This is a genomic window from Pseudarthrobacter sp. W1I19 (assembly GCF_030817835.1).
In the GTDB taxonomy this organism is placed as follows: Bacteria; Actinomycetota; Actinomycetes; order Actinomycetales; family Micrococcaceae; genus Arthrobacter.
In genome coordinates, this window is the sequence record NZ_JAUSZR010000001.1 from 2,544,011 (window position 1) to 2,569,102 (window position 25,092).

Annotated in this window: 23 protein-coding genes and 1 riboswitch; of the genes, 1 reads left to right on the plus strand and 22 read right to left on the minus strand. The window is 66.7% G+C overall.

The window, feature by feature from the left end; translation table 11 throughout:
- Positions 1-42: 42 nt before the first annotated feature.
- From QF038_RS11995 to hisI, 10 genes are all read right to left on the minus strand, one after another.
- Positions 43-1,500: a glutamate synthase subunit beta gene (locus QF038_RS11995; RefSeq protein ID WP_307610359.1), complete on the minus strand. Its 1,458-nt coding sequence runs from the start codon at positions 1,498-1,500 to the stop codon at positions 43-45.
- Positions 1,493-6,106: a glutamate synthase large subunit gene (gltB, locus tag QF038_RS12000; protein WP_307610360.1), complete on the minus strand. Its 4,614-nt coding sequence runs from the start codon at positions 6,104-6,106 to the stop codon at positions 1,493-1,495. The genes QF038_RS11995 and gltB overlap by 8 nt, the downstream gene beginning before the upstream one ends.
- 263 nt (positions 6,107-6,369) lie before the next feature.
- On the minus strand, positions 6,370-7,524 hold the full coding sequence (gene lgt, locus QF038_RS12005) for a prolipoprotein diacylglyceryl transferase (protein ID WP_307610361.1): 1,155 nt from the start codon (positions 7,522-7,524) through the stop codon (positions 6,370-6,372).
- A 3-nt stretch (positions 7,525-7,527) separates the two neighbouring features.
- Positions 7,528-8,355 carry a tryptophan synthase subunit alpha gene (gene trpA, locus QF038_RS12010; protein ID WP_307610362.1) on the minus strand — a complete coding sequence of 276 codons (828 nt, stop codon included), beginning with the start codon at positions 8,353-8,355 and terminating at the stop codon, positions 7,528-7,530.
- Positions 8,352-9,680: a tryptophan synthase subunit beta gene (gene trpB / locus QF038_RS12015; protein ID WP_307610363.1), complete on the minus strand. Its 1,329-nt coding sequence runs from the start codon at positions 9,678-9,680 to the stop codon at positions 8,352-8,354. Before trpB ends, trpA begins: the two co-directional genes overlap by 4 nt.
- A gap of 120 nt (positions 9,681-9,800) precedes the next feature.
- On the minus strand, positions 9,801-10,622 hold the full coding sequence (gene trpC, locus QF038_RS12020; protein ID WP_307610364.1) for an indole-3-glycerol phosphate synthase TrpC: 822 nt from the start codon (positions 10,620-10,622) through the stop codon (positions 9,801-9,803).
- Positions 10,622-10,909: an HGxxPAAW family protein gene (locus tag QF038_RS12025; RefSeq protein WP_307610365.1), complete on the minus strand. Its 288-nt coding sequence runs from the start codon at positions 10,907-10,909 to the stop codon at positions 10,622-10,624. The genes trpC and QF038_RS12025 overlap by 1 nt, the downstream gene beginning before the upstream one ends.
- Positions 10,910-11,014: 105 nt before the next feature.
- Positions 11,015-11,671, minus strand: coding sequence for a Trp biosynthesis-associated membrane protein (locus QF038_RS12030; protein ID WP_307610366.1), 657 nt, complete (start codon positions 11,669-11,671; stop codon positions 11,015-11,017).
- Positions 11,671-13,257, minus strand: coding sequence for an anthranilate synthase component I (locus QF038_RS12035; protein ID WP_307610367.1), 1,587 nt, complete (start codon positions 13,255-13,257; stop codon positions 11,671-11,673). Before QF038_RS12035 ends, QF038_RS12030 begins: the two co-directional genes overlap by 1 nt.
- Before the next feature lie 155 nt (positions 13,258-13,412).
- Positions 13,413-13,868 (minus strand): phosphoribosyl-AMP cyclohydrolase, encoded by a 456-nt coding sequence (gene hisI / locus QF038_RS12040; protein ID WP_307610368.1) that lies wholly within the window; start codon positions 13,866-13,868, stop codon positions 13,413-13,415.
- Between the two features lie 112 nt (positions 13,869-13,980).
- Between hisI and QF038_RS12045 the strand changes: the two genes are divergently transcribed.
- Positions 13,981-14,625, plus strand: coding sequence for a TIGR03085 family metal-binding protein (locus QF038_RS12045; RefSeq protein WP_091420259.1), 645 nt, complete (start codon positions 13,981-13,983; stop codon positions 14,623-14,625).
- A gap of 116 nt (positions 14,626-14,741) precedes the next feature.
- Here QF038_RS12045 and hisF read toward each other — a convergent pair whose 3' ends face one another.
- From hisF to def, 12 genes are all read right to left on the minus strand, one after another.
- Positions 14,742-15,518, minus strand: a complete 777-nt coding sequence (gene hisF, locus QF038_RS12050; RefSeq protein WP_142058190.1) for an imidazole glycerol phosphate synthase subunit HisF — start codon at positions 15,516-15,518, stop codon at positions 14,742-14,744.
- A 55-nt stretch (positions 15,519-15,573) separates the two neighbouring features.
- On the minus strand, positions 15,574-16,434 hold the full coding sequence (gene hisG / locus QF038_RS12055) for an ATP phosphoribosyltransferase (RefSeq protein WP_307610369.1): 861 nt from the start codon (positions 16,432-16,434) through the stop codon (positions 15,574-15,576).
- 93 nt (positions 16,435-16,527) lie between these two features.
- Positions 16,528-16,791, minus strand: coding sequence for a phosphoribosyl-ATP diphosphatase (locus QF038_RS12060; protein ID WP_050055439.1), 264 nt, complete (start codon positions 16,789-16,791; stop codon positions 16,528-16,530).
- A gap of 107 nt (positions 16,792-16,898) precedes the next feature.
- A complete protein-coding gene (gene ribH / locus QF038_RS12065; RefSeq protein WP_307610371.1) occupies positions 16,899-17,393 on the minus strand; it encodes a 6,7-dimethyl-8-ribityllumazine synthase in 495 nt (164 codons plus the stop codon).
- Positions 17,394-17,441: 48 nt separating this feature from the next.
- Positions 17,442-18,218: a GTP cyclohydrolase II gene (gene ribA, locus QF038_RS12070; protein WP_307610372.1), complete on the minus strand. Its 777-nt coding sequence runs from the start codon at positions 18,216-18,218 to the stop codon at positions 17,442-17,444.
- Positions 18,215-18,952, minus strand: coding sequence for a 3,4-dihydroxy-2-butanone-4-phosphate synthase (ribB, locus tag QF038_RS12075; protein ID WP_307610373.1), 738 nt, complete (start codon positions 18,950-18,952; stop codon positions 18,215-18,217). Before ribB ends, ribA begins: the two co-directional genes overlap by 4 nt.
- Entirely contained in the window at positions 18,949-19,593 is a 645-nt protein-coding gene (locus tag QF038_RS12080) for a riboflavin synthase (RefSeq protein WP_307610374.1), read from the minus strand. The genes ribB and QF038_RS12080 overlap by 4 nt, the downstream gene beginning before the upstream one ends.
- Positions 19,593-20,660, minus strand: a complete 1,068-nt coding sequence (gene ribD / locus QF038_RS12085) for a bifunctional diaminohydroxyphosphoribosylaminopyrimidine deaminase/5-amino-6-(5-phosphoribosylamino)uracil reductase RibD (protein ID WP_307613457.1) — start codon at positions 20,658-20,660, stop codon at positions 19,593-19,595. Before ribD ends, QF038_RS12080 begins: the two co-directional genes overlap by 1 nt.
- Before the next feature lie 224 nt (positions 20,661-20,884).
- Positions 20,885-21,035: riboswitch (FMN riboswitch) on the minus strand.
- Positions 21,036-21,074: 39 nt separating this feature from the next.
- Positions 21,075-21,752, minus strand: a complete 678-nt coding sequence (gene rpe, locus QF038_RS12090; RefSeq protein WP_307613458.1) for a ribulose-phosphate 3-epimerase — start codon at positions 21,750-21,752, stop codon at positions 21,075-21,077.
- A 96-nt stretch (positions 21,753-21,848) separates the two neighbouring features.
- Positions 21,849-23,483 carry an RsmB/NOP family class I SAM-dependent RNA methyltransferase gene (locus tag QF038_RS12095; protein WP_307610375.1) on the minus strand — a complete coding sequence of 545 codons (1,635 nt, stop codon included), beginning with the start codon at positions 23,481-23,483 and terminating at the stop codon, positions 21,849-21,851.
- Complete coding sequence (gene fmt / locus QF038_RS12100) at positions 23,480-24,400, minus strand: methionyl-tRNA formyltransferase (protein WP_307610376.1); 921 nt, start codon at positions 24,398-24,400, stop codon at positions 23,480-23,482. The genes QF038_RS12095 and fmt overlap by 4 nt, the downstream gene beginning before the upstream one ends.
- On the minus strand, positions 24,397-25,011 hold the full coding sequence (def, locus tag QF038_RS12105; RefSeq protein ID WP_307610377.1) for a peptide deformylase: 615 nt from the start codon (positions 25,009-25,011) through the stop codon (positions 24,397-24,399). The genes fmt and def overlap by 4 nt, the downstream gene beginning before the upstream one ends.
- Positions 25,012-25,092: the final 81 nt, after the last annotated feature.

Sequence of the window (25,092 nt, forward strand, 5' to 3'; positions counted from 1 at the left end):
GCATTGGTTAAGTTGTCGAAGAGGTGAACCCTCGGTGCAGCTCTAGAGGACGGCGATGGCCCGGTCGGTAGGCGCCACAGGAGCCGGCAGGATGGTGCTGCCCATCAGGTACTTGTCCACGGCTGCGGCGGCGGCGCGTCCTTCGGCGATGGCCCACACGATGAGGGACTGTCCGCGGCCAGCGTCGCCGGCCACGAAGACACCCTCGGTGTTGGTCATGTAGTAGCCGTCGCGGGACACGTTGCCGCGGCCGTCGAACTCGGCATGCACTTGTTCGGTGATGCCCGCAGGCTCCGCACCGGTGAAGCCCAGGGACAGGAACACCAGGTCAGCGGGGATGATCCGTTCGGTGCCGGCCTTGGGCAGGCGCTTGCCGTCCACGAATTCCGTCTCGGCAACCTTGACGCCGGTCAGCTTGCCGTTTTCGCCCACGAACTCCACGGTGGAGGCAAGGTAGGTCCGCTCGCCGCCTTCCTCATGAGCGCTGGCAACTTCGAACAGCGTGGGGAACGTCGGCCAGGGCTGGTGGCTGGCACGCTCGGCCGGCGGCTGCTTGCCGATGGCAAGGGTGGTCACCGAAGCAGCGCCGTGGCGGTGGGCGGTACCCAGGCAGTCCGCACCGGTATCGCCGCCGCCCAGGATCACCACGTGCTTGCCCTGCGCATGGATCTGGTTCTCCACCTGCTCCCCCGCAACAGCGCGGTTGGCCGGCACCAGGTAATCCATGGCGAAGTGCACGCCGTCGAAGTCGCGGCCCGGGATGGGCAGGTCGCGCGGGACGGTGGCACCGGTGCAGACCACGACGGCGTCATAGCGCCTGCGCAACTGCTCCCAGGTCACGTCCGTGCCCACGTTCACACCGGTACGGAAGCGGGTACCTTCCGACTTCATCTGCTCGATGCGGCGGTCAACCTGCTCTTTTTCCATCTTGAAATCGGGGATGCCGTACCGCAGCAGGCCGCCGATCTTGTCGTCCCGCTCGTACACGGCAACGGTGTGGCCCACCCGGGTCAGCTGCTGCGCCACGGCCAACCCGGCAGGGCCGGAGCCGACGACGGCAACGGTCTTTCCGGTCAGGCGTGCCGGCGGCAGGGGGCTGACCCAGCCGTTGTCCCAGGCTTCGTCGATGATGGAAACTTCCACCTGCTTGATGGTCACGGCGGGCTGGTTGATGCCCAGCACGCAGGACGCCTCGCACGGAGCGGGGCACAAACGGCCGGTGAACTCCGGGAAGTTGTTGGTGGCGTGCAGGCGCTCGATCGCTTCCTCGCCCTTGTCCCGCCACATGAGGTCGTTCCACTCGGGAATGAGGTTCCCCAGCGGGCAGCCCTGGTGGCAGAAGGGGACGCCACAGTCCATGCAGCGTCCGGCCTGCGCCTTCAGCGTGCCCTTTTCCTGCGCCTCGTACACTTCCTTCCAGTCCATGATGCGGACCGGAACGGGACGGCGCGGCTGGGTTTCGCGCTGACGTACTTTCAAAAATCCGCGTGGATCAGCCACCGGTTACCTCCAGGATTCGAGACCACACTTCTTCGCCGTCGGGGTCCAGGCCCTCTTCAATAGCGTCGAGGCGGGTTTGCAGCACGGCCGCGTAGTCCCGCGGCAGCACCTTGGTAATGCGGGCAGCGGTGTCATCGAAGTTCTCGAGGAGGCGCGCCGCCAGCTGGGAGTCAGTTTCTTCAACGTGCTTGACCAGGAGTCCATGCACGATGTCGCGGTCCTCGGCGTCCAGCTCGCGGAGCTGGAGTTCACCGGACTGCAGGGCGTCCTTGTTGACCTTGGCAGTGTCCAGGTCCAGGACGTAGGCGGTGCCGCCGGACATGCCGGCACCGAAGTTGCGTCCGGTGCGGCCGATGATCAGCGTCTGGCCGCCGGTCATGTACTCGCAGCCGTGGTCGCCGATGCCTTCGACGACAGCGGTGGCACCCGAGTTGCGGACCAGGAAGCGTTCGCCCACCTGTCCGCGCAGGAACATCTCGCCGCTGGTGGCGCCGTAGCCGATCACGTTGCCGGCGATGACGTTCGTCTCGGCCTTGAACACGTTGGTGCGGTCCGGCCGGACGATGATGCGGCCGCCGGAAAGGCCCTTGCCCACGTAGTCGTTCGAGTCGCCGAACAGCCGCAGGGTGATACCTGCGGGCAGGAAGGCGCCCAGGGACTGGCCGGCGGTACCGCTCAGGGTGACATCGATGGTGTCCGTGGCCAGGACGTCCGTGCCGAACGTCTTGGTGACCACGTGCCCCAGCATGGTGCCCACGGAACGGTCCGTGTTGATCACGTCTACGGAGATCTTCACCGGGCTGCGGTCCGTCAGGGCCTCAGTGGCCATGGTGATGAGCCGCTGGTCGAAGTGCTTGTCCAGCTCGTGGTTCTGGCCGGTCATGTTCCGCAGCGGGGCGTCGTCGTCGAACTCCAGCCCGTGCAGGATGGGATCCAGGTCCAGGCCGTCGGCCTTCCAGTGGTTGATCGCCTCGCGGGCATCCAGTACCTCGGCGTGGCCGATGGCCTCTTCCAGGCTGCGGAAGCCCAGCTCGGCCAGGATCTCGCGGACTTCCTCGGCAAGGAACTCGAAGAAGTTGACCACGAACTCCGGCTTGCCGCTGAAGCGTGCCCGCAGTTCCGGGTTCTGGGTGGCAACACCCACGGGGCAGGTGTCCAGGTGGCAGACGCGCATCATGATGCAGCCTTCCACCACCAGCGGTGCGGTGGCGAAACCGAACTCTTCGCCGCCGAGCAGCGCGGCGATGACCACGTCGCGGCCGGTCTTCAGCTGGCCGTCAACCTGCACTACCACGCGGTCGCGCAGGCCGTTGAGCATCAGCGTCTGCTGGGTCTCGGCCAGGCCAAGCTCCCACGGGACACCGGCGTGCTTGAGCGAGTTCAGCGGCGAGGCGCCGGTTCCGCCGTCGTGCCCGGAAACGAGTACGACGTCGGCCTTCGCCTTGGTCACGCCGGACGCCACAGTGCCGATCCCGACTTCCGAGACGAGCTTGACGTGCACGCGGGCCGAGGGGTTGGCGCGCTTGGCATCGTAGATCAGCTGCGCCAGGTCCTCGATCGAGTAGATGTCGTGGTGCGGGGGCGGGGAGATGAGTCCGACGCCGGGGGTCGAGTGCCGGGTCCGGGCCACCCACGGGTAGACCTTCTGCGCCATCAGCTGGCCGCCTTCGCCGGGCTTTGCGCCCTGCGCCATCTTGATCTGGATGTCGTCGGCGTTGGTCAGGTACAGGCTGGTGACGCCGAAGCGGCCCGAGGCGATCTGCTTGACGGCGGACCGGCGCTTGGGGTCGAGCAGGCGGTCCACATCCTCGCCGCCTTCACCGGTGTTGGACTTGCCGCCCAGCTGGTTCATGGCGATAGCCAGCGTCTCGTGGGCCTCCTGGGAGATGGAGCCGTAGCTCATCGCACCGGTGGAGAACCGCTTGACGATGCTGGAGACAGGCTCCACTTCCTCGAGCGGAACTGGCGGGCGCTCGTTCTTGAACTTGAGCAGGCCGCGGAGGGTCATCAGGTTGGTGGACTGGTCGTCCACGCCCCTGGTGTAGGCCTTGAAGATGTCGTAGCGGCGCTCACGCGTGGCGTGCTGCAGCCGGAAGACCGTCTCCGGGTTGAACAGGTGCGGCTCGCCGTCGCGGCGCCACTGGTACTCGCCGCCGCCCAGGAGCGGGCGGTGGGGCTGCTCGATGCCGCCCTCGGGGTAGGCCATCTGGTGGCGTGCGGAAACTTCGGCCGCGATGACGTCCAGGCCCACGCCGCCCAGCTGGGAATGCGTGCCGGCGAAGAATTCGTCCACCAGCTCCTGTCCCAGGCCAAGTGCCTCGAACGTCTGCGCGCCGGTGTAGGACGCCACGGTGGAGATGCCCATCTTGGACATGATCTTCAGGACGCCCTTGCCCAGGCCCTTAATGAGGTTGTAGACGCCGTCCTGCGGGGTGACGCCGGTGACGTCGCCGGCAGCAATCAGCTGCTCCACGGATTCCATGGCCAGGTACGGGTTGACGGCGGATGCGCCGTAACCGATCAGGACTGCAACGTGGTGCGTCTCGCGGACGTCGCCGGCCTCGACCACCAGGGCGGTCTTGGTGCGGTTGGCGCTGCGGAGCAGGTGGTGGTGGACGGCACTGACCAGCAGCAGGGACGGGATGGGCGCCCACTGCGCGTTGGAGTCGCGGTCGGACAGCACGATGTACTGCACGCCGCGGTTGATGGCGCCGGAAACCTGCTCGCAGATTTCCGTGAGCCGGGCGCGGAGCGCGTTCTCGCCGCCTTCGGGGCGGTACAGGCCACGGACCTTCATGGCCACGCGGTTGCCGTCTGCGTCCTCGATGTTGGCGATCTTGGCGAGCTGGTCGTTGTTGATCACCGGGAACGGCAACTGGACCTGGGGCTGGCGTACCTGCTTGGTGTCCAGGAGGTTGCCGTTGGGGCCGATGGCACAGGTCAGCGACGTGACGAGTTCTTCACGGATGGCGTCCAGCGGCGGGTTGGTCACCTGCGCGAAGGACTGCACGAAGTAGTCAAAGAGCAGCCGGGGGCGCTTGGACAGTACGGCCACCGGAGTGTCCGAGCCCATGGCACCGAGGGGTTCGGCGCCGGTGCGGGCCATCGGGCCCAGCAGGATCTTCAGTTCCTCGGTGGTGTAGCCGAAGGTCCGCTGGCGGATGTTCACGGACGCAGCCGTGTGGACCACGTGCTCACGCTCGGGAAGCTCGTTGAGGTCGATCAGGTTGTCCTTGACCCACTCCGCCCACGGGTTGGCGGCGGCAACTTCGGCCTTGACCTCTTCGTCGTCAATGATGCGGCCGGCTTCGGTGTCCACCAGGAACATCTTGCCCGGGGACACGCGGCCCTTCTTGACCACCTTGGAGGGTTCGACGTCGATCACGCCCACCTCGGAGGCGAAGACGATCAGGCCGTCTTCGGTGATCCAGAAGCGGCCGGGGCGCAGGCCGTTGCGGTCAAGGGTGGCGCCCACGAGGTTGCCGTCAGTGAAGGAAACAGCTGCGGGGCCGTCCCACGGCTCCATCAGCAGGGAGTGGTACTCGTAGAACGCACGCCGTGCCGGATCCATGGTGGCGTGGTTTTCCCAGGCCTCGGGGATCATCATCATGATCGAGTGCGTGATGGGGCGGCCGGAGAGCCAGAGCAGCTCGGCTACCTCATCGAAGGACGCGGAGTCGGAGGCACCCGGGGTGCAGATGGGGTACAGCTCTTCCGGCGAGTCACCCAGCAGCGGGTTGGCGAGCTGGGACTGGCGGGCGCGCATCCAGTTCCGGTTGCCCTTGACGGTGTTGATCTCACCGTTGTGGGCGATGGTGCGGAACGGCTGGGCCAGCGGCCAGGACGGGAAGGTGTTGGTGGAGAAGCGGGAGTGGACGATCGCCAGCTTGGTCTTGAACCGCTTGTCCGAGAGGTCCGGGTAGAACGGCTCCAGCTGGGCGGTGGTGAGCATGCCCTTGTAGACGATGGTCCGCGAGGACAGCGACGGGAAGTACACGCCGAACTTGTTCTGGGCACGCTTGCGGATGCGCCAGGCGCGCGAGTCCAGTTCGTTGCGGTCCAGTTCCTCGCCGGTGGCGGATGCCAGGAAGGGCTGGGAGAAGTAGGGCATGCAGGCACGCGCCATGGCACCGACGAGGTCGGCCACAATGGGCACCTCGCGCCAGCCGAGGACCTTCAGGCCCTCGTCAGCCGCAAGGCCTTCGATTCCGGCTTTCGCGGCGTCGGCTTCGCGCTGCTCGGCGGGAAGGAACGCCGTACCAGCCACGTACTGGCCCGGTGCAGGAAGTTCGAACTCGGTGACCGCACGGAAGAACTCATCCGGGATCTGCATGAGGAGGCCTGCGCCGTCACCGGTGCCTTCGTCCGCACCCACGGCACCGCGGTGCTCGAGGTTGCGCAGGGCGGTGAGGGCAGCGTCCACGATGTCGTAGCCGGGTTCGCCGCGGAGGGTGGCGATAATCGCAAGACCGCAGGCGTCCTTCTCCTGCTCGGGGTTGTACAACCCGCTGGCCTCCGGCAAGGCCGCAAAGCGCTTGAACGGCGACATGGCAGTCTCAGGCTGATCCGGTTCAGACCAGCTGGGAGTGTGAAGAGTTTGGGTCATGGGAGACGTCCTTCCTCCTGATCGTGCGTATGGAAGGGACACCGTTGGCCCCACTCGTCGGGCGCCGCTCACATGGGCACAACAAAGTGTTACTTACTGGAAATTGTAGGTCAGCCCGGCCTGCTGAACTAACGGTTACGCAGGCCCCTGCCCAGGGCTTCATCTGACAGCAACTCTATGCTGTACAGATTGGGCCCCATGCCACGACACTGTGGTTTTCGGGAGCTTCGAGCGGTGGCTCTGCTGCCCTTTGGGCCGGCGGTTTACTTGCTGGTGCCGGCCTCCGGTGCGGCTCCTGTGGCTGAACTGCCGGAATGTCCGGCAGCCGTTGCATCCTGTCCCGGCTTGACGCCGGCCGGTGCTGCCGAGGCCTCTTCCGCGGGGACGGAATCGGGCCTGGAACCGCTCTGGTTATCAGGGAGATTATCACGCCATTCACTATCTGAGACAACAGGGTCCGTATCACGGACCGAATCGCCAGTGCCTGTTACGGCTTCCCCGCCTTGTTTTTCTGCAGGTTCCCGGCCCGGCAGGTAGGGGCTGTCGGCGTCCGCCCGCTTCTTCAATCCCAGCAGGATGAACGCCGCCAGTGCGGCCAGGAAAACGAAGATGCTGGTCCAGACATTCAGCCGGGTGGTGATGCCGAACAGCGAGATCTGCTCGGCATCGTCGATGCGCATGGCTTCAATCCAGACCCGGCCCAGGGTGTAGTACATGGCGTAGAGCCAGAACAGCCTGCTGCGGCGGAAGTTGAACTTCCGGTCCAGGGCAAGCAGGATGACGACGCCGGCCAGGTTCCACAGCGATTCGTACAGGAACGTAGGGTGGAACAGGGTGTCCGCGGCCACTCCGGCGGGGAAGTTGGGGTTGTCAGCGTCGATCTGCAGCCCCCACGGCAGGGTGGTGGGCCCGCCGAAAAGTTCCTGGTTGAAGTAGTTGCCCCAACGGCCCACGGCCTGGGCGAGCAGCAGCCCGGGGGCGGCGGCGTCGAGGAAGGCGCTGAGCTTGACGCCGCTGCGGCGGCAGCCGATCCACGCACCCACCACGCCAAGGACCACGGCGCCCCAGATGCCCAGGCCGCCGCGCTGGATCTGCGGGATCAGGGAGAGGTCGCCGGTGCCGTCAAAGCCGGGGCCGAAGTAGGCGTCCGGCGACGACACCACGTGGTAGAGCCGGCCGCCGATGATGCCGAACGGGATGGCCCAGACCACGATGTCCCAGACGCTGCCTTCAGGCGCGCCGCGCTTGGCCCAGCGGACCGACGTGAGCCACAGGCCCACCACGATGCCGGCCAGGATGCACAGGGCGTAGGCGTGGATGCGCAGCGTTCCCCATGGCAGGGGAATATCGAACCCGGACCAGTCCGGGCTGGGAATACTGGCCGGCACCAGGGCCGCCGCCTGAAGGAGCGTCTGCATGGATCAGGCTTCTTCCCTGGTCAGGCCGGTTTCCCTGGCCAGTCCCGTGCTCAGGTCCTTGGTGAGGGCAGCCACGGCGTCCACGCCGCCGTCGCGGATGGCGGCCACCAGCGCGGTGCCCACGATCACGCCTTCTGCGTAGGCCGCGATCTCGCGGACCTGTTCGGCATTGGAGACGCCCAGCCCAACACACACGCGCTCGGCGCCGGCAGCATGCGCTGCAGCCACCACATCATTGGCAGCCGTGCTCACGGACGTCCGGGCGCCCGTGACACCCATGATGGACACGGCGTACACGAAGCCGCGGCTTGCATCCACGGTGCGCTGCATGCGCTCAGTGGTGGAGGACGGCGCCACCAGGAACACGCGGTCCAGGCCGTACTTGTCCGAGGCTTCCATCCACTCGGCTGCCTCGTCCGGGATGAGGTCCGGGGTGATGAGGCCGGCGCCGCCCGCTTCGGCCAGGCGCCGGGAGAACTCGTCCACTCCCATCCGGATCACCGGATTCCAATAGGTCATCACCAGGACGGCGGCATCGGTTTTGCTGGTGATGCCTGCCACCACGTCAAAGACCTGGCGCACGTGGAAGCCCTTGGCCAGGGCCTCGGTGGTGGCAGCCTGGATCACCTGGCCGTCCATCACGGGGTCCGAGTACGGGATGCCGATCTCGATGAGGTCGGCGCCGTTCTCCGCAAGGGCGATACCGGCGGCGATGGTCTCCTCCACGCTGGGGTAGCCGGCGGGAAGGTAGCCGATGAGGGCGGCCCGGCCTTCGGCGCGTGCCTTGTCAATGGCCGCGGCCGACTTGCTGGTGGTCTGTGCAGTGCTCACAGCTGCTCCCCCTCTTTGCCGATTTCGGACTCGGCGGAATTCTTGTCCAACAGATCGAACCATTCGGCTGCGGTGGCAACGTCCTTGTCCCCGCGGCCGGAAAGGTTCACGATCACGATCTTGTCCTGTGCGGTGCCGCCGGCGCCGGCGGCTTCAGCAGCGAGCCGCTGCCCCACCTTGATGGCCCCGGCCAGGGCGTGCGAGGACTCGATGGCGGGGATGATGCCTTCGGTGCGGCACAGGAGGCGGAAGGCCTCCATGGCCTCGGCGTCCGTGATGGGTTCGTAACTGACCCGGCCGATATCCGCGAGGTAGGAGTGCTCGGGGCCGACGCCGGGGTAGTCGAGGCCGGCGGAGATGGAGTGGGACTCGATGGTCTGGCCGTCGTCATCCTGCATGAGGTACGAGCGGGCGCCGTGCAGGACGCCCGGCTTGCCCAGCGTGATGGTGGCCGCGTGGCGGCCCGTTTCCACGCCGTCGCCGCCCGCTTCGAACCCGTAGATCTTCACGGACGGGTCGTCCAGGAAGCCGTGGAAGATGCCGATGGCGTTGGAGCCGCCGCCGATGCAGGCGCAGACCGCATCCGGGAGACGGCCCTCCTGGTCCAGGATCTGGGCGCGTGCTTCCTCGCCGATCACCTCGTGGAAGTAGCGGACCATCGCCGGGAACGGGTGGGCGCCGGCGGCGGTGCCCAGGAGGTAGTGGGTGTTGTCAACGTTGGCCACCCAGTCGCGCAGGGCGTCGTTGATGGCGTCCTTAAGAGTCTGCGAGCCGCTGGTCACGGGGATGACGGTGGCACCCAGGAGCTCCATCCGGGCAACGTTCAGTGCCTGGCGGCGGCAGTCTTCGGCGCCCATGTACACCACGCACTCCAGCCCCATCAGGGCGGCTGCGGTGGCGCTGGCAACGCCGTGCTGGCCCGCGCCGGTTTCGGCGATCACACGGGTCTTGCCCATACGCTTGGCAAGCAGCGCCTGGCCCAGGACGTTGTTGATCTTGTGCGAACCGGTGTGGTTCAGGTCCTCGCGCTTGAGGAAGATCCGGACTCCGCCGGCGTGCTCCGAGAAGCGCTTGGCTTCGGTCAGCAGCGACGGCCGGCCGGAGTAGTTTTTGTTCAGATCTGCCACCTGGGCGCGGAAGTCGGGATCGTCCTTGGCCTTGTCGAACGTCTCTTCGAGCTCGTCCAGGGCGGCAATGAGGGACTCGGGCATCCAACGCCCCCCGTAGCTGCCGAAGTACGGCCCCGGGGCGTGTTTCAGGGAGCCGCCCTGCAGGAATGCTTCCGCGGCGTTGTTGTCAGCGTTTCCTGAGGGTGCGTCGGCCATCAGTCCCGTCCTGTTCCAGTTGATCGTTCGGTAAGTTGTGGTGTTCCCGCTGGTGGGCCGGAACAAAACCGCGGGCGGCAGGCAGCCCCTGTCCACGCTGCCGGGGCCAGGGGCGCTGCGTCAGCCTCGGGCGGCGATGGCGGCGGCACCTGCCGCCGTGAACTCGGCAATCCGCTCGAGCGGGGTCGAGTGGCTCACCAGGGCCTCCCCCACCAGGATTGCGTTGGCGCCGCTGGCGGCGTAGTGCGTCACGTCATCCTCGCCGCGAACGCCGGATTCGGCAACCACGAGGGCCTCAGCCGGAATCAGGCCCGCCAGGGACGCGAAAACGGAACGGTCGACGTCGAGCGTCTTCAGGTTGCGCACGTTCACTCCGATGATGCGCGCCTGGGCGGCGACCGCACGCTCGATTTCCTCTTCGGTGTGCGTTTCCACGAGCACGTTCATGCCCAGTTCCCGGCTCAGTGCCGAGAATTCGTTCAGCTGCGTATCGGAGAGCGCGGCCACGATCAGCAGGATGAGGTCCGCGCCGTGTGCCCGGGCCTCCCAGATCTGGTACTCGTCGAGGGTGAAGTCCTTGCGCAGCAAGGGCACGTCCACCGCGGCGCGCACGGCGTCAAGGTCCGCCAGGGACCCGTTGAAGCGGCGCTGTTCGGTGAGGACGCTGATGACGGAGGCACCGCCGTCGGCATACTGCCGGGCAAGTGACGCGGGATCGCCAATGGCTGCAAGGTCGCCTTTGGAAGGGCTGCGGCGCTTGATCTCCGCGATGACTTTCAGCTGGTCACGTGACGGGGAGGTTCCGCCGAGTGCGGCCCAGGCGTCGCGGGCGGGTGCTGTGCCCTGGGCACGGTCCTTCAGTTCAGCCAGGGAAACGAGGCGTTTCCGCGCGTCCATATCCTCCCTGACACCGGCGTTGATGTCATCGAGAACAGTTGCCATCAGTGGCCGGAGTTCTTCAGCTTGCTGCCTTCGACGCCGTAGCCTGCCTTGCGCATGATGTAGCCGAGGATGAGGCCGAGGACCATCACGGCGGCACCGGCGATGAAGATGGGCGTGCTGGCGATCACGAAGGCGATTGACGCGATGAGGGCACCCACCAGCATCACAATGACGCAGGTCCAGGCCGCGGGGCTGTTGCCGTGGCCGAGTTCCTGGCTGTGGTCAATGGCGCCGGGGGCAACCGTGCGGGTGCCTGACTTGGAAACGGACGCAGGTGCTTTGCTCATGGAAAATCTCCTCAGGGTGGATACTGCTTACATTCTGCCATTTTTTGGCTGCCCGCCGCGTATTGCGCAGCCGGGCTGGGCGGGCCGGGGCAGCCCGTGGCCTGTTTACGTGGGATCGTCGCCGCGGGAGAGCCGGTCCCAGCTGTCGATTTCGTCAACCGGTCCCGACGAGGCAGCGGTTCCGCCGGTGGCAGGCGCGTCATATTTGGTACGGGTTTTCCAGTGCCGGCTGGCCGGAATGATGAGCAGCGCGGCCAGGGCCAGCAGGCAGCCGGCCACGACGGCCAGGACCGGGAAAGCCGTGACGGCCACTTGAGCCTGGCTCCCGGTGACGCCGGTGGCTGCGGCGATGGCACCCTGGGCAGCCGCCAGCGGGTCAGCCAGGACGGTGGCGGCAGCGGCGACGATCCCGGCCGAGGCCAGGAGGATGATGGCGGTGATGATCCACCGGGCGATCCTGCCTGCGATGGCCGCTGCCAGCCCGCCGGCGAGGGCCACGAGGGCCAGCGCGGTGACAGCAGTGGCAGCCTTGCTGCCCTGGACATCCAGCGCCGTCTGGGCCGCACCGGACTGGCCCACCTGGTTGGGGTCCAGCGTGACAGTCATCCACGTCTGGGTGGTGGTGCCGAATACTGCAAGGGCCAGGACGGCCACCAGCAGCACCAGCGTGGACTTGCGGGCCCAGGCCGGTGTGGCCGCCCGCTTTGTTGATGTCCCGGGCTGTTCCGCTGCCGGTTCGGCGTTCCGGGGGACACCAGGCATCAGGAGTCCGTCCCGCCGGGTCCAGCGCCTTCAGAATCCGCGGAAATGGAGTCTGCAGTGATGTTCTGCAGCGAACTTGCCGTGTGCACGGCGCGCAACGGGGCGGCGGCCTTGTTCACGGTTTCGAGGGCCTCGGTGGGGTTCACGGAATCGGCCACGATGCCGCCGCCGGCCTGGACATAGGCCCGGCCTTCGCGCAGCAGTGCGGAGCGGATGGCGATGGCCATGTCCATGTCACCGGCGAAGTCGAGGTAGCCCACCACTCCCCCGTAGATGCCCCGGCGGTGCGGTTCCAGCTCGTCGAGGAGCCGCAGGGCGCGGGGTTTCGGGGCACCGGAGAGTGTGCCGGCCGGGAAGGTGGCCTTCAGCACGTCGTAGGCTTTGGCCTGTGGCAAGAGCCGGCCCACCACGGTGGAGACCAGGTGCATGATGTGGCTGAAGCGCTCCACCTCCATGAACTGCGTGACATCCACCGTTCCCGCGACGCACACCTTGGACAGGTCATTGCGGGAGAGGTCCACCAGCATCAGGTGTTCGGCGCGTTCTTTTTGGTCCGCGAGCAGTTCCTCGGCCAGGGCCTTGTCCGCTTCCACCGTTTTGCCGCGCGGGCGGGACCCCGCGATGGGGTGGGTGATGACCTCTTCACCGGTCACCGTGACCAGTGCCTCGGGCGAGGACCCGACGATCGAGTATTCCCGGCCATCCGCGTCCTCAAGGCTGAAGATGTACATGTACGGGCTGGGGTTGGTGTTGCGCAGAACCCGGTAGACGTCCAGGGCCGAGGCCTCGCACTCCATTTCGAAGCGGCGGGAAATCACCACCTGGAACACTTCGCCGTCGACGATTGCTTCCTTGCCGCGGTCAAGGGCGGCCAGGTACTCGGCTTCGTCCCAGCGTTCCTGGACACTGGCGGCAAAGTCCAGCGCGGCCGGGGCCAGCACCGAGACGGGCTGGGCAACGGGAGTGCTGACTTTGGTGAGCAGCGCTTTGACCCGGGCGACGGCGTCGTGCCAGGCCTCGTCCACGCGTTCGGAACTGTCATCGAAGTTGATGGCGTTGGCGATCAGCAACACGGTGCCGTCCACGTTGTCGTGGACGGCCATGTCCGTGACGAGGTTCAGCGCCATCTCCGGCAGTTGCAGATCGTCCTCGGGCGGGCTCACAAGCCGTTCCCAGTGCCGAACAGTTTCCCAGCCAAGGAAACCCACCAGGCCGGAGGTGAACGGCGGCAAGCCCTCAAACCTGTCGGTGCGCAGGGCTTCGATGGTGTCGCGGATGGCGTCCACCGGGCTCCCGCCCACGGGGACGCCCACCGGGGGCTCCCCCAGCCAGTGGGCGTTGCCGTCTTTAGTGGTCAAGGTAGCCCGGGACCGGGCGCCGATGAAGGAGTAGCGGGACCATGCCCCGCCCACGGCAGCGGACTCCATCAGGAACGTTCCGGGCTGGCCCTGGGCGAGCTTCCGGTACAGGCCGATGGGTGTTTCAGCATCGGCAAGTACTTTGAGCCGGACGGGGATGACCCGGCTGTGGCCGGCCAGTTCCCGGAACTCTTCGAGGCTTGGGCTGATGGTTCCAAGGTCCTGCATGGCTATGCTGTTCCGCCTGTTCTCGTCGGGGCCGGTTCTGGTTCTGGTGGCGCCGGTGCCTTATGGGGCCTGCGCCGGTACCTGTTGCTGGTGCTTGCAGGGAGTGGCCCACCCTGCCCTGCCTGCCGCAGGTTGCCTGCGTCGGTGGAAGAGATTCAGAGTGCCTGGCCTGTGGTGACTGCCAGGTCCCTGCCGTCGAAGCAGGTGCGGGTGCCGGTGTGGCATGCGGCGCCCACCTGGTCCACGCGGACCAGCAGTGCGTCGCCGTCGCAGTCCATGGCCACGGACTTGACCCACTGCACGTGCCCGGACGTGTCTCCCTTGCGCCAGTACTCCTGGCGGGAGCGGGAGTAGAAGGTGACGCGCCCCGTGGTCATGGTGCGGTGCAGCGCTTCGTCATCCATCCACCCCAGCATCAGGACCTCGTTGGTGTCGTACTGCTGCACCACGGCGGCCACCAGTCCTGCGCTGTCCCGCTTCAGCGCCGCGGCCAGCTCAGACGGCAGCGGACTGTCCGCGGGCGCAGCTGCCGGAGTCCCTGCAGGACCCGGCGAAGGTGTTGCGGGCAGGGTGGAAGCAAGGGTGGGGACGGGGGCGGGCTGCTCAGACATCAGGTCAAGTCTAGTGCCTTTGCCGTGCCCGGAATCGTGTGTGAACAACGGCACGCCAGCACCGGTGGCCGCGCTGCCCAACTGCGCGGGTGTCGTGCTAGTTTCACAAGTGATGCATTTCGTCGACCCGTCCCGAGAAGTCCTGGCCGAGACCCTGCTTGCGGCCGGCCCTGACGCGCCCACACTCTGCAAAGGCTGGCGCACCAGGGACCTTGCCGCGCACCTGTACCTGCGTGAGCGCAAAGCCGCTGTGGGGCTCGGGCTGATCATCAAGCGCCTGGCCAAGGCATCGGACCAGGCCACAGCCAAGCTGGCAGCAAAGCTGACCACGCCCGAGGCATACACGGGACTCGTGAACACGTTCCGGGCCGGCCCGCCGGCGCTGTCCCCGATGAACATCAAGGCACTGGACGAAAGCTCCAACCTGATCGAATACTTCGTGCACACCGAGGACGTCCGCCGCGCAGTGGACCGTTGGGCACCGAGGGCACTGGATGAGGCGTATTCGGAAGCACTGTGGGATGAGCTGGTGAAGCGTGCAGCCATCCTGTACCGGGGCGTCGACCTCGGCATTGTGCTGGTGCGGCCCTCGGGCCCGCGGCACGTGGCCAAGCGCGCCCCTGTTTCGGTGGCCATCGTGGGCGAGCCGGGCGAACTGCTGATGCACGCCCACGGCCGCACGCGCCATGCGCTCGTCACCTTCGAAGGCCAGCCGGACGCCGTCGCGCTCCTCCAGTCAGCCGAAGTAGGGCTCTAACCAGTCCGTTTGATTGAGCCCGCAAGTCCGTTGATTGAGCCTGTCGAAATCAGGTTTCGACAAGCTCAACCACCGGCGGCAGCTCAGCCACCGGTGGCAGGCTCAACCAGCAGTTGTTAGCGGACTTCGAAGCCTGCTTCGCGGATCGCCTTTTTGACCTGGGACATCATGTCGTCCGGGCCCCAGTGGAAGATCGATGCGGCCAGGACGGCGTCAGCGCCGGCGGCGACGGCAGGCGGGAAGTGTGCCGGCTCCCCTGCACCGCCGGACGCGATGATGGGGACCTTGACGGCGGCCCGGACCAGCTTGATGAGTTCGAGGTCGAACCCGTCCTTGGTACCGTCGGCGTCGATGGAGTTGAGCAGGATCTCCCCCACGCCGCGTTCGGCAGCTTCCTTGGCCCAGGCAATGGCGTCAATACCGGTGCCGGTGCGTCCGCCGTGGGTGGTCACTTCAAAGCCCGACGGCGTGGGCTGGGATCCGGGGCGGGTGCGGCGGGCGTCCACGGACAGGACGAGGACCTGGGAACCGAAGTGCCGGGTGATTTCGTCGATGACGTCGGGCCGGGCAACGGCTGCGGTGTTGATGGAGGCTTTGTCCGCGCCGAAGCGGAGCAGCTTGTCCACCTCGGCCACGCCTCGCACGCCGCCGCCGACGCACAGGGGAATGAACACTTCCTCGGCAGTCCGGCGGACCACGTCAAAGGTCGTTTCCCGGTTGCCCGAAGACGCCGTGACGTCGAGGAACGTCAGTTCGTCAGCACCTGCGTTGTCGTACCGGTGGGCGAGCTCCACGGGATCCCCGGCGTCGCGGAGGCCCTCGAAGTTAACGCCTTTGACGACGCGCCCGGCGTCCACGTCAAGGCAGGGAATGACGCGTACGGCTACTGCCATGGGAAACTCCTGGGAATTCTGGGGTGGATGCTGGCGCCGGATCCGGTGTGCGGAATCAGATGCGGCAGGCGTGGATGCTGCTGACCAGGATGGCGCGGGCACCGAGGTCGTACAGCTCATCCATGATCCGGTTGGTTTCCCGCTTGGGCACCATGGAGCGGACGGCCACCCAGTCCGAGTCACGCAGCGGCGAGACCGTGGGCGATTCCAGGCCGGGGGTCAGCGAGGCGGCCTGTTCCACGAGTTCCTTGCGGATGTCGTAGTCCATCAGGACGTACTGGCGCGCCACCAGTACACCCTGCAGGCGGCGGATCAGCACCTCGATCTCTTTGGCGGTACCGTTCGCGGCACCGCCTGCGCCGGTGCGCCGGATCAGGACGGCCTCGGACTTGAGGATGGGCTCGCCGAAGATTTCCATCCCGGCGGCCTTGAGCGTGTTGCCGGTTTCCACGACGTCGGCGATGGCGTCCGCGACGCCGAGGCGGACCGAGGATTCAACGGCGCCGTCGAGGCGGACCACCTTGGCCTTGATGCCGCGTTCGGCGAGGTAGCCTCGCAGCAGGCCGTCATAGCTGGTGGCCAGGCGCTTGCCTTCCAGCTCCTCAACCTTGGCGAAATCCCCCACCGGACCGGCGAAGCGGAACGTGGAGGCGGCGAAACCTAACGGAAGCAGCTCCTCTGCCTCCACCTCGGCGTCCAGCAGCAAATCGCGGCCGGTGATGCCGACGTCGAGCGTTCCCTGGCCCACGTACACGGCGATGTCGCGGGGGCGGAGGAAGAAGAACTCGATGTCGTTGTCCGGGTCCACCATCACCAGCTCGCGGGAATCGCGGCGCTGGCGGTATCCGGCTTCGGAGAGCATCGCGGAGGCGGCTTCGGACAGGGATCCCTTGTTCGGGACGGCTACTCGCAGCATGGGGAAAGTCTTTCTGGATGTGGAATTGTCTATGGGTTCAAGCAATGCAGGCCACGGCAGGCACGGGCGCCAGATGGCGCGCCGGACCGGTGGCTACAGATGCTTGTAGACGTCTTCCAGGGTCAGGCCTTTGGCGAGCATCAGAACCTGCAGGTGGTACAGCAGCTGGGAGATTTCCTCGGCCGCCGCTTCATCGGATTCATATTCGGCAGCCATCCATACTTCGGCTGCTTCTTCAACAACTTTTTTGCCGATGCCGTGGACACCGGAGTCCAATTCAGCGACGGTGCGGGAGCCTTCCGGGCGGGCGGCTGCCTTCTCGCTGAGCTCAGCGAACAGCGTCTCGAAATTCTTCACGCCCTCCAGCCTACTTGCTGCGGCCCAAAGGACGCTTGTTGGGCCGTTGCATGACGGGCGGCGTGTGAGTGAACACACACCGCCCGCCATCCAGCGGGCCCTTACCGCTACTGCTGGCTGCGGTACTGCTTGAGCACGACGGCGGTGGCCAGGGCCGCGGTGACGGCCTCATGGCCTTTGTCTTCCTTCGAGCCGGGGAGGCCGGCACGGTCCAGGCCCTGCTGTTCCGTATCGCAGGTCAGGACGCCAAAGCCCACGGGGACGCCCGTGCGCACACTCACGTCGGTGAGTCCCGACGTCGCTGCCTGGCAAACGTACTCAAAGTGCGGCGTGCCGCCGCGGATCACGACGCCGAGGGCCACCACGGCGTCGAAGTGCGGTGCGAGGCGGGCCGCTGCCACCGGCAGTTCAAAGCTGCCCGGAACCCGCAGGACGGTGGGCTCGGCGATGCCGGCGTCCTTGGCGGCACGCAGGGCACCGTCCAGGAGCCCGTCCATGATCTGGGTGTGCCAGCTGGCCGCGACGATGGCCAGCTTGAGCTGGGATGTTTCCGCCGGGTTGAGGGTGGTGAGGTCGATGTCGGGGGCGCCGTGTCCGCTCATAGGTTCGTACTGTTCCGTTCATTGTGGTGGGGCAGCAAGGTGTGCTGTTCAGTCTTGTTCGTGGTCAAAGGAAGTGTCGGGGCTGGTGACCGGCACCACGCCGCCCACGTGGTCGCCCAGGACCAGGCGGTGTTCCATGCGGTCCTTTTTGGTCTGCAGGTACCGGATGTTTTGGTCGCGGGAGGGCACCTCAGTGGGGACCATTTCCACCACCTTGACGCCGGCCTTGGCCAGCCTGTTCTGCTTGTCCGGGTTGTTGCTCAGGAGCCGCACCTCGTGCAGCCCCATCTCGGCCAGCACCTGGGCGGCCGCTTTGTAGCAGCGGGCGTCCACGGGCAGGCCAAGCTGCTCGTTCGCCTCCACCGTGTCAAAGCCGGCTTCCTGAAGCGCGTAGGCCTTGATCTTGTTGGCCAGGCCGATGCCCCTGCCTTCCTGCCCGCGCAGGTACAGCAACGTGCCGCCGTGCTCGCGGATCATTTCCAGGGCGTACGCCAACTGTTCGCCGCAGTCGCAGCGGTAGGAACCAAAAACATCCCCGGTGAGGCACTCGGAGTGCAGCCGGACCAGGGGCGCTTTCCCGTCCTTGGGCGGGTTCGGCGAACTCACTGCCAAGTGCTCGTGGCCGGTGACAAGGTCGGTCCACGCCTGGGCCACAAAGTCTCCGAAGGCGGTGGGAAGCTGCACGATGGGACCGCCGCTGACCGGATGGGTAACGCTTCCGTTGCCTGAGTCCGAGTGGTGATGGCCATGCACTGATTCGGCCTTGTGGTGGCCATTGCCAGAATCAGGGTGGTGGCCGTTGCCCGAAGCTCCGGAAGCCGTCATCGTATCTCCTCTTCTTCGCCCGCGCGTGCTGCCCGGGTGTTACCGTCCGATGTGCCCTCCGCGTCGAGGTAGGCCACCAGGTCCTGGATCGAAATCAGGGGGCATCCGTGTTCAGCAGCGAAGGCACGGAGCCCGTCCAGCCGCATCATTTCGCCGTCGTCATACACTACTTCAGCGATCACAGCCACAGGTTCCAGGCCGGCCAGGCGGCAAAGGTCCACTGCGGCTTCGGTGTGGCCGGGACGTTCCTGCACACCACCGTCAACCGCACGCAGCGGGAAAATATGCCCGGGGCGCGTCACGGACGCCGGTCCCGACTGCGGATCGGCGAGCACCCTGGCCGTGAGAGCCCGGTCCGTGGCGGAAATTCCGGTGCTCACGCCCGTGGCCGCATCGCAGGAAACTGTGTAGGCGGTGCCCTTCGCGTCCTGGTTGACTTCCACCATGGGAGGCAGTGCCAGGGCATCGGCGCGTGCTCCGGACAGCGGGACGCAGATGACGCCGGAGCTGTACCTGATAGTCCAGCCCATCAGCGCCGGCGTGGCGGCCTGGGCGGCGAAAATTATGTCGCCTTCGTTTTCCCGGTCCTCGTTGTCCACGGCCAGCACGGGCCTACCGGCGGCGATTGCCTCCACCGCCTCCTCGATGGTGCTCAGCCGCACCGCAGTGTCTTCCTGGGGGCGGGAGTGGGCAGCGGTGCCCACCTCGGGTTCGACTCGGACGGCGGCGTTCATCGTGTTCCTCCTTCAACAGCGGCGGGCGCTGCCGTGTTGAACGCCAGCAGGCGTTCGGTGTACTTGGCCAGCACGTCAACTTCCAGGTTCACCCGGCTGCCGGCGACTTTGGTACCAAGACCGGTTTCAGCCAGGGTGGTGGGGATCAGTCCCACTTCGAACCAGGGTTCCTGCTCTGCGGCGGGGCTGACGGCGGTTACGGTGAGGGAAACGCCGTCGATGGCAATCGAGCCCTTTTCCGCGATGTAGCGGGCGAGGTTCGCAGGGACGCCGAAGCGGAGCCGGTCCCAGTTGCCCAGCGGCTCGCGTTCAAGCAGCACGCCGACGCCGTCCACGTGGCCCTGCACCACATGTCCGTCGAGCCGTCCGCCGGCGGGAACGCAGCGTTCAAGGTTGACCGGGTCGCCCGGTGCAAGTTGGCCGATGGTGCTGCGGACCAGAGTCTCGCCCATCACGTCAACGCTGAAGTCCTTGCCGTCGATTTCAGTGGCAGTCAGGCAAACGCCGTTGACGGCGATGGATCCGCCCAGGGCGAGTCCCTCGGTGGTGCCGGGTGCGTGCAGCCGGAGAGTGGCGCTGGCGTCGCCCTCCTTTTCCACGGACAGGACGTGCCCCTGCTCGGCAATAATTCCGGTAAACATCAGTAGCCTCCCTGGGCTTGCTCCGCGGTGGCGCGGGACGGTTGTGGGTCGAGGGCAACAGTGCGTTGCGGTCGGAGATGGAGTCTTAGGTCACGGCCCAGCGTCCTGACGGCGCCGCCGTCGGATGCATCCCAGTCCCAATGCTGGGCGTCAGCGAGGGTGGTGATCCCCAAGCCGGTGAGGGCAGGAGTTCCGGAACCGAGCAGTGTGGGCGCCAGGTAAACAATGAGTTCGTCCACCAGCCCGGCCGCGAGGAAGGCACTGAGTATCCGCGATCCGCCCTCGACCATCAGGTGGCGGATGCCGCTGCCGTACAGGCTGGACATGGCTTCGCGCGGGTCGCGGGTGGGCAGGTGCAGCATCAGGCCGTCGCTTCCGTGGACGGCGGCGTCCGCCGGAATGTCGCGCAACCCCATAACAGCTCGCACGGGTTGTTTGGTGGCCGGGGTGCCGGCAGCGTCCCTCGCAGTAAGGCGCGGGTTGTCCACCAGCACGGTCTGCGTACCAACGAGGATTGCGTCAATCCGCCCGCGGATGGCGTGGTTGTCGGCGAGGGATTCCGGGCAGGAAATCCACTGGCTGGTGCCGTCCTCGGCAGCGATGCGGCTGTCCAGGGTCTGGGCGATATGCAGGGTGACGAACGGACGTTTTGCCGCCACCGCCTCAAACCATTGCCGGTTCAGGTCCAGCGCTTCACCGGCACCAAGTCCGGCGCGGACGCGGACACCCGCCTGCCGAAGGGTGGCAGCGCCACCCGCTGCCGGATCATGCGGATCGTCCACTGCATAGACGACGTCAGTGATGCCGGCGTCGATGATCGCCTGCGCGCAGGGACCTGTGCGGCCGATGTGGTTGCAGGGCTCCAAGGTGACCAGCATGGTGCAGCCGGCAAGATCGATTCCGGCAGCAGCTGCCTGAGCGATGGCGTCCACCTCGGCGTGGGCTGTTCCGGCGCCGCGGTGGAATCCGGTCACCAGTTCGCGCCCTTCAGGATCTACGACGACGGCACCCACCAGGGGATTCGCACCGCGGGGACCGTTGAGGGCAGCCTTCAGGGCGGTTGCCATGGCGGTGGTTTCAGCAGCAGTAAAGGCCGTGACCACCCCCGCCGTCACGCGGCGGCCTCGATGGATGGGCCGGCAGGCATGCCGGCAGCAGGAATAGTGGCCTCAAAGAGCCATCGCAAACGGTTCATGATGCTTGTGTCGTTCCTTCCCTCTCGAACCGCGATGGCTCCGGGGGTATACGACAGCAGAACGCCGCGGCGTCCCAAGACGCCGCAGAAACAGCTGTACGTGCTTCTCTCATCCAGACTTTAACTGTCGGTACCGGAATTCCACCGGTTCAACCGTCTGCCGGTGTCCTCCCGAAGGAAACCACCGGCTCGCGGGTCGCGGACTGTCACCGCCGGTTCGGACTTACACCGACCCCGGAGCACGTATGTGTGTTGCTATTGTGCCATAACGGCAGAGGGCTCCCTGTTATTCCGCCGCGGAACGTAACGTTTCGCTGCCTGTCTGCCGCAACCGGTCAATCGCGGCGGCGGGGTCATCGGCACCGTATACCGCGGACCCCGCCACGAAGACGTTTGCCCCGGCCTCGGCTGCGCGGGTGATGGTGTCCTCGGTGATGCCGCCGTCCACCTGGATGGCCACGCCGATACCGGAACCGTCGATGGCTTTCCTGGCGCGCCGGATTTTCGGCAGGGTCACGTCCAGGAAGGCCTGTCCACCGAAGCCGGGCTCGACGGTCATGATCAGCAGCATGTCCAGCTCGGACAGCATGTCCAGATACGGCTCCACGGGTGTTCCCGGGCGCAGCGCCATGCCTGCCTTCGAACCCCTCGCCCGCAGTTCGCGTGCCAGCTTGATCGGGGCGATCGCAGCCTCGGCGTGGAAGGTGACCGACGCCAGGCCGGCATCCGCGAATCCCGGCGCCCAGCGGTCGGCGTCGGCAATCATCAGGTGCGCATCCAGGGGCACGGGGCTCACTGCCTGGATCCGCTCCACCACCGGCAGGCCAATGGTGAGGTTGGGCACGAAGTGGTTGTCCATCACGTCCACGTGCACCGCGTCCGCGTTGCTGATGCGCTTGAGCTCCGCCTCAAGGTTGACGAAGTCGGCAGAGAGGATGCTCGGGTTGATGCAGCATTGCGTCACGGGTGTACCTTTCACGGTGCAGGATTCCAGGGAGTCGGTGCTTGTTGCGGAGTGCTTGGGGAATCAGGGCTGTTGCCGGGTCAGTTCTTCTACAGATCAGGGCTTTTTCCGGATCAGGGCAAGGAACATGGCGTCGGTGCCGTGGACGTGGGGCCACAGCTGGGCGGTGGACTCGTGCCCTGCGCCAAGGTTCCCGGTCAGGCTCACACTGTCCAGGACCTGCCCGGCCTCCAGCAGTTCCAGGTCATCGCGTTTGCGAAGTGCATCGCTGACCACGGCTGTGGTTTCGGCCGGGTGGGGCGAGCATGTTACATAGGCCACCACGCCGCCGGGGCGGACAGCAGCCAGTGCGGAGGCGAGCAGTTCACGCTGCAGCGGGCCGAGGTCGGCCAGGTCCTTGGGCGTGCGGCGCCAGCGGGACTCCGGCCGCCGCCGAAGCGCGCCCAGGCCACTGCACGGGACGTCAACGAGTACCCGGTCAAACGATTCGGGCTTTTCTGTGCCCACGTCGCGGCCGTCGCCGGTCCTGACCTGCCATGTGTCCCGGGGCACGGCGGACAGCGCCTGGCTGACCAGCTTGGCCCGGTGGGGTGCCGGTTCATTGGCCAGCAGGGTGGCGCCCCTCTGGTTCGCCAGCGCACCGAGCAAAGCGGCCTTGCCGCCCGGGCCTGCGCACAGGTCCAGCCATGCTTCGCCGTCGTTCGGGATCTCGGCCCCGGAAGCGCCGGGCATGCCGTCACCACGGTGCCCAATAAGGTTAACCGCGGCCATGGCCCGTGCCACCAGCTGTGAGCCGACGTCCTGAACCCTGGTGCTGCCCTCCCTTACTGAGGCAAGCCGGCCAAGGTCCCCGCCGCTGGAGAGCGCGGAGCCTTCCACCAGTTCACCGGGAGCGGCTCCGTTTTCAAGGGCTTCATCGAGGCTTCCGATGCCGGGCAGGGCCACCAGGTTGACCACCGGTGCGGCGTTATCGGCTTCCAGGAGGTCGTTGATTTCCGAGGCCGGACGCCCATGCGCCACCAGCGACTGGCGCATGGCACGGACGATCCATTCGGGATGCGCGTGGCGGAGGGACGCCACCTTGGTCTCGTCTGTTTCGCCGCCGGTCAACAACTCCAGCCATTCCTCGAGGGTGTTGGCTGCAACTTTGCGGAGGACGGCATTGATGAGGGCTGAGGGTCCCGCGCCGATGACGGCGCGGGCCAGGCCCACGGTTTGGTCCAGCGCTGCGTGCGCGGGAACACGCATGGCCAGCAGTTGGTGGACACCAAGCCGGAGGGCGTCCAGGATGGCCGGGTCCAGCTGGTCCAGGGGGCGGTCCACGCAGCGGGCCAGGATGGCGTCGTACGTTCCCTGGCCGCGAAGGGCGCCGTAGCTGAGTTCGGTGGCGAACCCGGCATCCCGCTTGTCCAGTCCGTGCTGCCGGATCCGTGCCGGCAGCACGAGGTTGGCATAGGCGTCCTCGGCGGCTACGGCCCGGAGGACTTCGAAGGCTACCAGCCGGGCAGGATCAGCCCGGCGCGTCCGCTGGGACGGCGCGTTGTCGGTGAAGCTGCGCTGGGTGGCCCGGTTCCGTTCCCGGCCCTTGGCGTTGCGGTTGCTGGAATCGCGCGGCCCGCCGTTACCACGGCCGCTTCCGCGCTGGCCGCCGCCGGAGCCGCCGCGCTGGCCGCCTGAGCTGCCGCCGCCGGTTCTTCCACGGCCGCCTTGGTTGTCGCCGGAACCGCTCATTCGAACACCACGCTTTCAAGGGAAGCCATGCCGCGTGCCCAGTCAGCAGCGGCCATCATCTTTTTGCCGGCGGGCTGGACCCTGGTCAGCTCCACGGCGTGCGAACCAGTACCCACCAGCACGCTCTTGTCCTGGATGGACACGGCACCGGGCGCCAGCTGTGAAACGTCAGGCCGGAGCCGGACGGGTTCCAGCTTGATCCGCTGGCCCGCCAGCACCGTCCACGCTCCCGGTTCCGGAGTGACTCCCCGCGCCTGCCGTCCGATCGCCAGGGCCGGGTGCTTCCAGTCCAGGCGGCCGTCGTCGAGGGTCAGCTTGGGTGCCAGGGAGACCTCACCGGACTGAGGCACGGCGGCGGCCTTGCCGGCGTCAATGGCCGAGAGTGTCTGGGCCAACAGCACGGCCCCACTGCGGGACAACCGCTCAAGGAGCTCTCCGGCGGTATCTTCAGGCCCCACCGTTTCCGTCAGGGTTCCGAACAACGGTCCGGTGTCCAGGCCCTCCTCCAACTGGAAGGTCACAGCGCCGGTGATGTCATCACCGGCCATCACGGCGCGCTGCACGGGGGCAGCACCGCGCCAGGAGGGAAGGAGGGAGAAATGCAGGTTGATCCACCCGTGCCGCGGGATGCCAAGCGCCGCCGGCGGGACCAGCCCGCCGTAGGCCACAATTGCGGCGACGTCCGGACTGGCCGCCGAAATCCTGGCGATGGTTTCATCGTTGATCCGGGCCGCGTGGATCACCTCGATCCCCAGCTCGGCTGCCCGGGCGGCCACCGGCGAAGGGGTCAGCACACGCTTCCGGCCAATCGGCGCATCCGGCCGGGTAAGGACGGCAACGACGTCGAAACCTGCTTCGACGAGCGCATTAAGGGACGGGACAGCGACGGCGGGGGTTCCCGCGAAAAGGACCCTCACCCGTTGGTACCAGCCGCGCCTGCACCGAAGCTGGACCCGGACGTTACGCCGCCAAAGCTCGAGCCCCCGAAACTCGAGCCGACTGTCTTGGCGCGTTTCGCCGTCGTCTTTTCCGTGATGGCGTCGTAGTTGGCGTTGCGGATGGAACGCAGGGCAGCCTTGCGGTCCTCCCCTTCCAGCCTGTCGGTGTAGAGGATGCCGTCCAGGTGGTCGTTCTCGTGCTGGAAGCAGCGTGCCAGCATACCCTCACCCTCGACGGTGACGGGGTTGCCGTGCATATCGACGCCGGTGACGCGGGTGGCGCGGTAACGCTTTACCGGGAAACCCAGGCCCGGGATGGAGAGGCAGCCTTCCACGTGGTCCGGCTGGAAGTCCTCGCTGTTTTCCAGCACAGGGTTGATGATGTGCCCTTCCACGCCGTCGATGCGGTAGGTGAACACGCGCTTGCTGACGCCGATTTGAGGCGCGGCGAGGCCGGCGCCGTCTACGTCTTCCATGGTCTCGGTCATGTCCGCCACCAGCTTGGCCAGCTCAGGCCCGAAATCCGTCACAGGATCGGCAACTGTGCGGAGCACAGGATCACCGATGATGCGGATATTCAGAATAGCCATGCGCTGTTTGTCCTTACGGTAGGCGGCAAAGGGGACCAATCCAGTTTAGGCGCAGAGAACTCCAGGGCTGTCCGTGCGCCT